This window comes from Kutzneria sp. CA-103260 (assembly GCF_018263855.1).
GTDB lineage: Bacteria > Actinomycetota > Actinomycetes > Mycobacteriales > Pseudonocardiaceae > Kutzneria.
On sequence record NZ_CP073318.1, the window covers coordinates 3,609,714 to 3,620,365 of the forward strand.

A 10,652-nucleotide genomic window follows, 5' to 3' on the forward strand; every position below is an offset into this window, starting at 1 on the left:
GAGCCACCGTAGATGATGGTCCGTGCGATCAAGTCCAGCCTGGCCACGGACATCTGAGCTGCGAGGTCGTGGTCAAGGTTCGTCCGGACTCGCCGCGGATAGCGGCCTGCGTCGACGTCCAGCGCCGCCTGTTCCAGGCCGGTTATCCCTGCCCCCGACCGCTCACCGGCGCCACGCCGTTCAGCGGCGCCGTCGCCACTGCGGAGGCCTACGTCCCCAGCGGTGCGCTGCTCCCGACCGCGGACCACGCGGCCCTGGCCTTCGCTGAGGCGTTCGCGCGGCTGATTCGGCTAGCCCCCCGGCTGGCCGAGGTGTCCACGCTCGACTCGGCACCGTCGTGGGTGGCCTGGAATCACGACGGGGACGGACTGTGGCCGTGCCCGGCTCGTCACCGTCCTGTCGACGGGGCGACGCGTCGTCGCGACGACGCCTAGTTGGCCGGCTCACCAATCGAACGGCCACTCCCATCCGTCGTGATCCAGCCCGAGCCACTTCTTGAGCAGCCCCGGCGGCAGCCTGAACGGCTTCTTGGCCAGCCCCGGCGGTGCGTCCGCGGTTGTTGTCGGGGCGGCTGTGGTCGGATCGGCACTGACCGTGGGCGACGGCGCACCCGTCGTCGGATGTGCGCTCGTCGTGGGATGTGCGCTGGTCGTGGGGCCCGAGCGGCTCGTTGTCGGCTGTGGGTGCGGCACCGGCTGCTCAGGTGTCGCGGTCGGGCCGGGAACCGGGAGTTGCGACGGCGTCGTCGGCACGGGTGCCGCAGCCGGCGGCGCTGCTTGTTGGGGCAGGGAGGTGGGAGCGAACGCGATCACGGCGGCAGTCACCAGACCGCCGGCGGCAGCGAGCCCGGTCACCCGACCCCACAACACCGAGGCGCCCGTCGGCGATCGACGCCCGTTCTCCAGCGCGTCTGCTGCCTGGCTGAGCCGTCGTGCACAGGCGGCCGCGCTCGGACGTCGCTCGGGATTGCGGCTCATCATCGCGGCCAGCACGCGAGCCAGCGGCCCGGGGATCGTGCCATTGAGCGCTTCCTGACCACTCAGAGTGTGCAGCAGGACATGCCCGAGTGCGTGAACATCTGCCGGAGCCGTGCCATCCTGCGCGCGTCCGCCGCCGACACCCACCAGCCGCCACTGCCCGTTCGCGTCGATCAGCACGCTCGCCGGTGTCAGATCACCATGGACGATTCCCTCCGCATGCATACAGGCCAACGCATCGGCGAGGCCGGCGCCGAGGGTGACGGTGTCCGACACGGACAACGGCCGCCCGTCCGTGCCGTCGAGCAGATCGAATTCGTCGACCGGCTCCAGCACCAGGTAGGGGTGACCATCGGCTATGCCCCCGTCGTACGTCGTCACCAGGTGGGCATGCCGCAGGGCGGTCAGCGATTTGGCCTGCCTGACGTACGTTCGTGCGGTTGCCTCGTTGACCACCGACTTGAACATCTTGACCATGACCGGTCGGCCCAAGACGAGATCGTGCGCCCGACACAACCAACCATCGCTTCTCTGCCCCAGCGGCGCGTCGAGCCGGTACCTCCCGTCGAGTACGAGGCTTGCTTGGCTGGCGACCGTCATGCAACTCCCGCCCTCCGCTCTGCTACGGGCGTGATTACGCATTCCACGACGAAACGGTTCACGGGGCGATGGTGGGCCGCCTGCCATGTTCCAGAGTTCGGCGCGCGGCTTCACGCGACGTTGCCGGAATCGGGCCGCCGAAGCACCGATGTGTCCGAAGTGGACGATTGAACGACACGCCCGCGCCACCATGAAGGCAGCACGGGCGTGTCGTCAACGACGGGCGTTCGACGGTCAGCCGATGCCCACCACGGATTCGGCGGTCGTCCAGTCGGTCGCGATCGCGTTCTGCGCGTCGACGAGGTTGACCTGGCCGTTGCACACGGCCTTCTTCAAGGCGTTCTCGACGGAGTCCTTGCTGGCCGAGGTCTGGTCGCCGTAGCGCGGCTCGGGCCAGAGGTTGTTCGGGTCACGCGGCGCGCCCCCGAGCTCCAGCGGAATGAGGTGGTCTTCCTCGTAGTCGGCGGTGCTGGTGTCGTCGTAGCCGTACTCGGCGATCTGCTGCACCTTCAGGGCGTTGGTGTAGGACGTCGGCGGCCGCACCGTACTGGTCCAGCCGGACACGCAGATCGTCTGGTCAATGGTGTCCTGGCTGACATCGGGGTTGGTGGCCCCAGGGGTGCAGGACGGGTCCGGCAGCGGCAGGTACGACGTGGAACAGGACACGGCCGCCGCGTGCGCGATCGACGGCGAGGCTTCGGCGGGCGCCGCGGCGACAAGGACCGTCGCGCCCATGCTGACCAACACGATGAGGGCCGATCCATCACGCAGGGAAGGTCGGGACATTCGAGGGCTCCTCGTAGTGACGATGTCGCTCCGACAAGGCGATCACGCTGGATCCGCGCGTGATCGCCATGGACCGTAAACACGTTCCGAAGCCGGCGGAACCAGGCGAAATTGACAGAACGTCAACACCAACTGTGAACCAGAAGGTCCCAAATGGCCGCTATGTGGACTGCCGAGCGCTTCGGACGGGAGCGATTCGCGTCCGGTTCGACGGTTGTTCAGCGCCGGTTTCGTATCGGGCCGTCGCCATGTCGTTCGGGACCGAGTGAAACGTCATCACGAGAGATGTTGATCACGAGCCGGATTCGCCGAACGCCCTTCGGCCAGTGCGACGCGTGGCCAGGTCCCGGAACTGCTTGAGCCGGTTGAAACACCGCTCGACCACGTTGCGTCCCTGGTACAACTCCACGTCGAACGCTGGCGGACGCGCGACTGGCCCGCCCCGGTGACGGCGCGCCCTACGGGTTTGGCGCCGTTCGCCTGCACACCTGGCTCATCGGCTGGTTCCGGATGCGGTCCAGTGCCGCGCACCGAGACTGGGCTACATCCAGGCGGTTGAGCCGTCGGGAAGCGTGGGGACTCTGCGGTTCCAGGTGGTCCAGTCGTCGGTCTTCAGGGCGGTTTCGTCGATCTCGATTCCCCAGCCGGGGCGGTCGGGACGTAGTTCGAGGTGGCCGTCGACGGGGAGGTAGGGGTCGGGGCACCAGGAGACCTCGTCTACTTTGTATTCGAGTACGCCAAAGTTTGTTGTGGCCGCCGCGAAGTGGAGGTTGGCGGCGGTGGCCAGGGGGCCGAGGGGATTGTGTGGGCTGACGGGCACATAGTGGGCTTCGGCGATGGCGGCGATTTTCCGGATCTGGGTCAAGCCGCCGACGACGCAGATGTCGGGTTGGATGATATCGGCGCCGTCAGCTGTCAGTAGTGCGAGGAACTCGTTGGGGGTGTACAGGGACTCGCCGGTGGCCAGCGGGACGGGGATCTCCGAGCGGACGCGCGACCACGCGGGGATGTGTTCGGGACGCAGCGGCTCCTCCAGGAACAGCGGCTGATTGGGGGCCAGGGCCGCGCCGAGTTCGACGGCGTGCCACGGCTCCCACAGACAAGCGTGGGCGTCGAAAGCGAACTCCCACTCGTCGGGCAGCGCTGCGCGCACTTGGTCGAAGTACTCCCCCAGATCCCGCACCACCAGGCCGAATCGACGGCCGTGCAGGCCACCGCGATACGGACTCAGCTTGAACGCGGTGAAGCCGAACCGCTCATGCAGCACGGCGGTGGTGTCGGTCAGTTCGGCGAGATCGGGGGCGGTGTAGAGGCCGGCGTAGACGCGGACCCGGTCGCGGACGGCACCGCCGAGCAACTGGTACACCGGCACGCCCACCGCTTTCGCGGCGATGTCCCACAGCGCGTGGTCGATCGCGGCGATCGCGGCCAGGCCCAGCGCGCCCTGCGGGAACCGGCTGGACTGGTGCAGGAACTGGTTCACATAGGTGGGGCGGGTCGCGTCCATACCCTTGATCTGCTCGAACAGATACTCCAGCAACGGAGGGTAGGCGAGGTCCGGGCCATGGTTGTAAACCTCGGACCAGCCGACCACACCGTCATCAGTGGTGATCTTGACGAGCAGGCGTGGACGGTTGCCGACGCGCTGCCGGAACGTCTCCAGGGATTCGATTCTCATACCGCGGCCTCCGCGGTGTTGGCCGGGGTGATGGGTTTGACCCGTACCCAGAACAGGTAGACCGCGGCGGACAGCAGCGCGCTCGCGGCGCCGGCGAGCAGTGGGCCAACGTACGATCCGCCGCTGAGGGTCAGCAGCAGGCCGATCACGATCGGGCTGGCCAGGTTGCCGATCTGCGAACCGAAGTTCTGGAAGCCAGCGATCGACGCCACTGTCTCCGGTGTGGAGGCGACCTCGGCCGGCAGGCTCAGAATCGAGGCGGCCGCGAAGGACTGTGCCGCACTGCTGACGGTGAGCACGGTCATCAGCACCAGGTTGCTGGAGATGAACGGCGCGAACCCGATGCACGCGCTCAGGACGGCTCCGGTGATGATCGGGAGCTTGCGGGCGATGTTCGTCGGAATGCCGGCCGCGAGCATCCGGTCGGACAGCAGGCCGCCGAGCAGGTCGGCGCCGATGGCGATCAGCGCCGGGATCGCGCCGACCAGGCCGAACTCCTCTTGCGAGAAGTGCCGGGCATCCATCAGGTAGCTGGGGTACCAGGTGAGGAAGAAGGCCCCGGCGAAACCGCGGAAGATGTAGCCGGTGAGCAGGGCCCATACCTGGTTCTCGCGCAGCAACCGTCGCCACGGCACCGCGACGACCGTGCCAGCGCCCACCGTCTCGCCCTGGTCGGACCGGATGTGGGCCAACTCCGCGGCCGAGACGCGCCGGTGGCGCTCGGGTTCGCGGTAGACGGCGAGCCAGCCGAGAATCCACAGCAGACCGATCGCGCCGATCACCACGAACGCCAGGCGCCAGCCGACGAACAGGATGAGCGCGGTGACCACCGGGACCGACAGCGCCGTGCCGATCTGCTGGCCCGAGTCGAACAGACTGGACGCGAAAGCCCTCTCCCGCCGGGGAAACCAGCGGGACACCACCTTGGTGTTGGCCGGCTGCACCGGAGCCTCGCCCATGCCGAGGCCGAGCCGGAACATCAGTAGTGAGCCCACTCCGCCGGCCACGCTGGTCAGCGCCGTCCACACCGACCACCAGCCGACCGCGATCGGGTAGATCAGGCGCGGGCCGAACCGGTCGAGCAACCAACCCGAGGGGATCTGGAACAGCGCGTAGGACCAGAAGAACGCGGACAGCACCACGCCCTTGATCGCGGCGCTGAGGTGGAAATCCTTCGAGATGAACGGAATCGACACGCTGATCGCGGCCCGGTCCAGGTAGGCGATGGTCAGGCCGAGCGCGGAGAGCCCGATGATCGACCAGCGCACCCGGCTGCGGCGCTGGCCGGTCACGGCCAGGTCGGACGCCGATGAGGGCGCGCTGACTCTGGGCTTGGGCATCGTTGCTCCCGTGATACATCATGCTTGGTATATGAGATACCCTAACCACGCTTCGCGAACCGCCACAAGAGTGCGAATTGCCCACCCAACGGCGTCACGCGGGCGGCGGTGCCGCGGAGATACTGCTGCCAGCCACGGTCGCGGCACGGCCGTGGTGCCGGCGCCGGCGATCATCGCGAGCAGCAGCCGGTCATGGTCGCGGGTCGGGAACTGGTAGGGGCTCTCGAACTCGGGCGCGCCGAAATCCACCGCCACCTCGTGCACCGTGGTCACACAGACTCGTCGTCCGTTGTGATCTTGACGAGCGCTCGCGGGCCGGTCACCCACCCAGTGCCGGAAGGGCGTCAGCGACTCGATTCTCGGCTGTGCCTACGAGATGGGGTTCCAGCCGTCCGATCCCGCCACGTACTTCTGCGGTGTGTAGTCGGTGGCCTGCGCGTCGGTCAGCTGCGGGCGGTTGCCGTTGACCGACGCGCCGGGGCCGGTGTTGCGGTATTCAAGGAACCGGGCGCGCTGCCAGGTGCTGGTGCCCATATCCGTCCACGGCTGGGCGCCCGTGATCGTGTTGCTGAGCGAGGACTCCCGGTAGAGCACCTGCGCGTTCTGCCCCCATGGCCTGCCCAGCGAGGTCACGTTCGCGGCCGCGCCGGTTATGGTGGACTTGTAGAACAGCAGGCCGTATTTGCTGGTCGCCGGGGTGCTGGCGGCGGTGATCGGGCTGCCGGTGTTGCGCTTCTCGTGGATCGAGCTGTGGTCGAACACCGCGGTCCCGCCGCCGAAGATGAAGTCGACGGTGCCCTCGACGTAGCAATTCGCCAGGTACGCGCGCGCCGAGTTGGCTAGGTAGAGGGTGTCCTGGTTGCCCAGCATGCGCACATCGCGGAAGACGGCCCGGTCAGCGGAGAGGTTGAGCGCCAGGGCCTGCGCCCCGGACGTCGCCTTGCTTGGGTCGAAATCGTTGGAGATCGTCAGGTTTGCGGCCAGGAAATCGTGCCCGGACACGAACATCGTCGCGCTGCCGGCCGTTCCGTGTGTGCCTGCCGAGTGGTTGTTCACGATCACGACATCGCGGGGGGATGATCCCGTGCCTTTGAGTGTCACAAAGGGTTTGTCGATCGTGACGACCTCGCGGTAGTTGCCCGACGCGATGGTGATGGTGACCGGCTTGGTGTTGCCCGCCGGTACGGCGTTGATGGCCGCCTGGACCGTGGTGTATTTGCCCGTGCCGTCCGCCGCGACGGTGGCCCTGGTCTCGCCTGCGAAGCCGCGGGTCACCGTCGCGTTGCTCTGCAGGATCCACGCGGATCCCGAAGACGGCTTGATTGTCGTGGACGAGGTCGTCACCTGCGCGTTGCGCACCACCATCCCGGTATTCGCGGTGATGTCGACGTGGTTGAGCGTCAACCCGGTGATCGACCGCTCAGGCAACCCGATGATCTGCCCGGCCGCCGTGGCTCCGGTCGCGGTCACGTTGCTGATGGTGATGTCGTGGTAGTTCGGCGTGGTGTCGGTGACCGTCTGCGCGGGGTCGCCGTCGGCGGGCACCTTCGGGTAGTAGGCGGTGACAGAGATCGGAGTGGGGACCTTGGTCATCGTCAGGTTGCGGTAGGTGACGTGGTGTACCTCGCCGCCTCGACCCCGCGCGGTTTTGATCCGCGCGCCGGAGCTGGTCCCGGTCAAGGTGTTGTCGTGGATGTCGACGTCGTGCACGCCTCCACCGGTGTAGCTGCCGATGGACAGGCCGTGCCCGTTCCGGATCGTGCTGTCGCTCAGCGAGATGTCGTGAGCGGGGCCGCCCTGCGCCGACGAGTCGATCGCCAGGTTGTCGTCGCCGCAGTCGATGGTGCTGTTGGTGATGCTGACGAACCCGGACGACCACACGTCGATGCCGTCGGTGTTGGGCGAATCCGCCGGCGAGTTGATCGTGATGTGGTCGATCGTGACGTGGTTCGAGGCCTTCATCGTGATGTGCACGTTCGGCGCGTTCTTCACCGTGATGCCCGTGATGCTCCCGGTGTTGACCGATTCCATGTCGATCAAGGCGGGCCGGGGCGACAGGGGAAGCCCGGCGGCCTTCTCCTTCTTCGTCTGCGCCCACCATGGCGCGCCCTGGCCGTCAATCGTGCCGCCGCCGGTGACGGCGACGTTGCTGGTCTTGTTGGCCAACAGCAACGGGGCCAGGTGCGAACCGGACGCCGGGTAGTCGCCACGGTCCTGCGAGGCAAGCAGGGTGGCGCCGCTGTCGAGCTGGAGCACCACGTTGGTGCCGGGGATGGTGAGCGCGCCGCTGAGGTAGCGGCCTGCGGTCAGCCTCACGGTGCCGCCGCCCGCGCAGGCGGCCAGCGCCTTCTGGAGGGCGGAGGTGTCCTTGGTCCTGCCATCGCCGATGGCTCCGTAGCTTTTGGCGCCGCATTCGCGTGCCGCTGATGTCGGCACGGCGCCCGCGGTCGCGCTTCCGGCCCCCAGCGCGGTGATCAGCACGGTCAACGCCGCGATCCTCGTGGACCAGCGGCGGAACTTGCCTGACATTGAGCTCTCCCTTGAGATCGCAACCTGACCTCACTGCTACGACAGTCGATCATTACGGTCGGCGTGTCGTGATCATCCCGACTGGCTCAACACACCTCGCCGCCACCATGAGCGCGAGCTGAGGAACTCTCGTTTACGGTCTGCGGGCCTGGTCGTTCCCGCCCCCGGGGAGCAGGTCCCCCGAACCTAACCCGCGCCCTGCCGACAACGGCACCGACGAACGTAGGAATGCTTCAACGACTCTTTGCGATTAGCCCTCAATTCGATTAATTCGAGAACCGTTCGCAAGGAGACCCCGGCCAGACCGGCAGCACGGCGAAATCCTTACTCGGCGCCCCCCTACCGCGCCTCGGAACTGGCCGCCGTGACAACGGTGACCGGCGGTCTGGTGACGCCGCCCGTCACCTGGTGACCGACACAAGGTCAGGCCGTTAGGGAACACTTGTATCTTTAGACACGAGTGTGTACTTTTTGGGCGTGGACCTGACCCCGCCCGAGCCGTCGCAGGACCGTCGCGTGCGTCGCTCACGTGCCGCGCTGATGCAGGCCGCGGTGGACCTGGTCACCGAACGCGGCACGGCCGCCATCCCGCTCTCCGATCTCGCGGATGCCGCGGACGTGAGCCGAAAGGTCGTGTACCAGCACTTCGGCGATCGCGACGCGCTGTTGGTGGCCGCCGCCGTCGACCTGGCCAGCAACGAACTACTGGCCCGCCCCGCCGACGACGGCCGGACACCGGACGCACGCGGCGGCGCCCTCGCCGTGGCACGCCACTTCGCCGGCCACCGGCCGTTCTACCGCGCGCTGATGACCGGACCCACCGCGCTCGCGGTGGACCAGGGCCTGATCACCCTGCTCCGGCCGCTGAACCGGGAAGGCATCCGGCAGCTGCACGGCGCCGGGCTCACTCCCTCCGAGCTCGACGACATCGCCACCTTCGTGACCGGCGGCGCGGCCGCCTTCGTCCGAGCCTGGGTGATCGACGGACCCGACCCGCTCGATCCCGAGGCATTCACCGACCGGCTGCTGCGCGTGACCTCCGTCCTGCACGCGGCCGAATCCACTTCGGACCGGAAGGACCGGCCATGAGCCTGATCAGCCACCTCATCCAGCGCCAGCTGAAGCTGCCTCCCCCGTCCACCCGGGACGTCGTGGTCCACCGGAACCTCCGGGTGCCGATGCCGGACGGCGTCGAGCTGCTGGCCGACCGGTGGGCCCCGCGCCACGGCGGCGACGGCCTGCCGACCGCGCTGATCCGGTCGCCGTACGGGCGCAGCGGGCTGATCGGCACGGGAATGGCCCGCCCGCTGGCCGAACGCGGATACCAGGTGCTGATCCAGAGCGTCCGCGGCGGGTTCGGCTCCGGCGGCGTCTTCGACCCGATGCGGCAGGAAAGGTCGGACGGCCTGGCGACGATCGACTGGGTGCTGACCCAGCCCTGGTTCGGCGAGGCGATGGTGCTGTTCGGGATGAGCTACCTGGGCCATGTACAGTGGGCGGTCGCCGACCGGCTGCCGCCTCAGGTCAAGGCGCTCATCCCGGTCGTCACGGAGTCGGCGCTGACCCTCGAGTTCCTGCGCGCCGACGGCATGTCGCTGGAGACTCCCTTCGGCTGGGGCGCGATGGTCGGCACCCAGGAACGGCCGCTGGCGTTGGCCCGCCAGATCATCCAGGGTCCGCGAACCGCCAAGGCCCTGCTGACCCTGCCGCTCAGTCAGGCCGACCTGGCCGCAATCGGCGAGCGCTCCCAGTACATCCAGGACATCCTCGTGCACGACGCCGACTCCCCGCGGTGGCACGGATTCGACCAGCGTGACAACGTGGCCAAGGTGACCGCGCCGGTCAGCTCCATCGGCGGCTGGTACGACATCTTCCTGCCCGGCCAGCTACGGGACTTCCAGATCCTGCGGGACGCGGGCCGGCCGGCCCGGCTGACCGTCGGACCGTGGACGCACGTGGACATGACCAACACCCCCTTCACCGAGGCCATCGAGTTCGGACTGCCGCTGGCTCGCGGCGAACAACCGCCACAGCGGCCGCCCGTCCGGCTGTACGTCATGGGCGAGAACACCTGGCGCGACTTCGCATCCTGGCCCCCGGCCGGCTACGCGCCCCGCCGGTTCCATCTCCAGCCCAGTGGCGGGCTGGCGGACGACCCCGTCGAGTCCGACCCCGACCACTACCGCTACGACCCGGTCGATCCGACCCCCGCCGCCGGCGGTGTGCGCATGTCCAAGGACCGCGGCCGCGTGGACAACACCGCGCTGGAGGCCCGACCGGACGTGTTGACGTACACCACCCCCGTCCTGGACGAGGACGTCGAGGTGATCGGCGAGGTGAGCGCCGAGATCTGGTTCCGATCCAGCTTGGCCCACGCCGACGTGTTCGTCCGGCTCTGCGACGTCGATCCGGCCGGTCGCTCCTGGAACGTCTGCGACGGCCTGGTCAGCCTCACCGACGCCGACGAAACGCGTCGAGCCGTCGTCGGACTCTGGCCCACCGCGCACCGATTCCAGCGCGGACACCGGATCCGGGTCCAAGTCTCCAGCGGCGCCTTCCCCCGCTTCGCCCGCAACCCCGGCACCGGCGAGCCGCTGGCCACCGCCACCACGATGATCAGCGCCAACCAGACCGTCCACCACGACCCGTCCCGCCCGTCCGCGATCATCCTCCCGGTGCGGGCGGACCACTGAATCGCGTTGTGCGGGCGAGGAAGTTGTTCGGACACAGGTAGACGGCGCG

At 68.2% G+C, this 10,652-nt stretch carries 9 protein-coding genes; 3 read left to right on the forward strand and 6 right to left on the reverse strand.

The features are described 5' to 3' along the window. Positions 1–68: 68 nt before the first annotated feature. Entirely contained in the window at positions 69–434 is a 366-nt protein-coding gene (locus tag JJ691_RS15590; protein WP_211772290.1) for a hypothetical protein, read from the forward strand. Between the two features lie 9 nt (positions 435–443). Here JJ691_RS15590 and JJ691_RS15595 read toward each other — a convergent pair whose 3' ends face one another. From JJ691_RS15595 to JJ691_RS15625, 6 genes are all read right to left on the reverse strand, one after another. After that, on the reverse strand, positions 444–1,577 hold the full coding sequence (locus JJ691_RS15595; protein ID WP_211769480.1) for a serine/threonine protein kinase: 1,134 nt from the start codon (positions 1,575–1,577) through the stop codon (positions 444–446). A gap of 234 nt (positions 1,578–1,811) precedes the next feature. Then, the gene (locus tag JJ691_RS15600; protein ID WP_249227953.1) at positions 1,812–2,363 is read right to left on the reverse strand and encodes a hypothetical protein; all 552 of its coding nucleotides are present in this window, start codon (positions 2,361–2,363) and stop codon (positions 1,812–1,814) included. A 541-nt stretch (positions 2,364–2,904) separates the two neighbouring features. Next, a complete protein-coding gene (locus JJ691_RS15610) occupies positions 2,905–4,041 on the reverse strand; it encodes a mandelate racemase/muconate lactonizing enzyme family protein (RefSeq protein WP_211769481.1) in 1,137 nt (378 codons plus the stop codon). After that, positions 4,038–5,381: an MFS transporter gene (locus JJ691_RS15615; protein WP_211769482.1), complete on the reverse strand. Its 1,344-nt coding sequence runs from the start codon at positions 5,379–5,381 to the stop codon at positions 4,038–4,040. Before JJ691_RS15615 ends, JJ691_RS15610 begins: the two co-directional genes overlap by 4 nt. A gap of 18 nt (positions 5,382–5,399) precedes the next feature. Beyond that, on the reverse strand, positions 5,400–5,654 hold the full coding sequence (locus JJ691_RS15620; protein ID WP_211769483.1) for a hypothetical protein: 255 nt from the start codon (positions 5,652–5,654) through the stop codon (positions 5,400–5,402). A 96-nt stretch (positions 5,655–5,750) separates the two neighbouring features. Then, the gene (locus JJ691_RS15625; RefSeq protein ID WP_211769484.1) at positions 5,751–7,910 is read right to left on the reverse strand and encodes a pectinesterase family protein; all 2,160 of its coding nucleotides are present in this window, start codon (positions 7,908–7,910) and stop codon (positions 5,751–5,753) included. 477 nt (positions 7,911–8,387) lie between these two features. On the opposite strand from JJ691_RS15625, the gene JJ691_RS15630 reads away from it, so the two are divergent. Together JJ691_RS15630 and JJ691_RS15635 are read left to right on the forward strand one after the other, a co-directional pair. After that, complete coding sequence (locus JJ691_RS15630) at positions 8,388–8,999, forward strand: TetR/AcrR family transcriptional regulator (RefSeq protein WP_249227954.1); 612 nt, start codon at positions 8,388–8,390, stop codon at positions 8,997–8,999. Beyond that, on the forward strand, positions 8,996–10,603 hold the full coding sequence (locus JJ691_RS15635) for a CocE/NonD family hydrolase (protein WP_211769485.1): 1,608 nt from the start codon (positions 8,996–8,998) through the stop codon (positions 10,601–10,603). Before JJ691_RS15630 ends, JJ691_RS15635 begins: the two co-directional genes overlap by 4 nt. Positions 10,604–10,652 lie beyond the last annotated feature (49 nt).

Bases quoted from the DNA above. Each gene is read 5' to 3' on its own strand.
- JJ691_RS15625 (WP_211769484.1), bottom strand. From the start codon at position 7,910: ATGTCAGGCAAGTTCCGCCGCTGGTCCACGAGGATCGCGGCGTTGACC.
- JJ691_RS15610 (WP_211769481.1), bottom strand. From the start codon at position 4,041: ATGAGAATCGAATCCCTGGAGACGTTCCGGCAGCGCGTCGGCAACCGT.
- JJ691_RS15600 (WP_249227953.1), bottom strand. From the start codon at position 2,363: ATGTCCCGACCTTCCCTGCGTGATGGATCGGCCCTCATCGTGTTGGTC.
- JJ691_RS15595 (WP_211769480.1), bottom strand. From the start codon at position 1,577: ATGACGGTCGCCAGCCAAGCAAGCCTCGTACTCGACGGGAGGTACCGG.
- JJ691_RS15615 (WP_211769482.1), bottom strand. From the start codon at position 5,381: ATGCCCAAGCCCAGAGTCAGCGCGCCCTCATCGGCGTCCGACCTGGCC.
- JJ691_RS15635 (WP_211769485.1), top strand. From the start codon at position 8,996: ATGAGCCTGATCAGCCACCTCATCCAGCGCCAGCTGAAGCTGCCTCCC.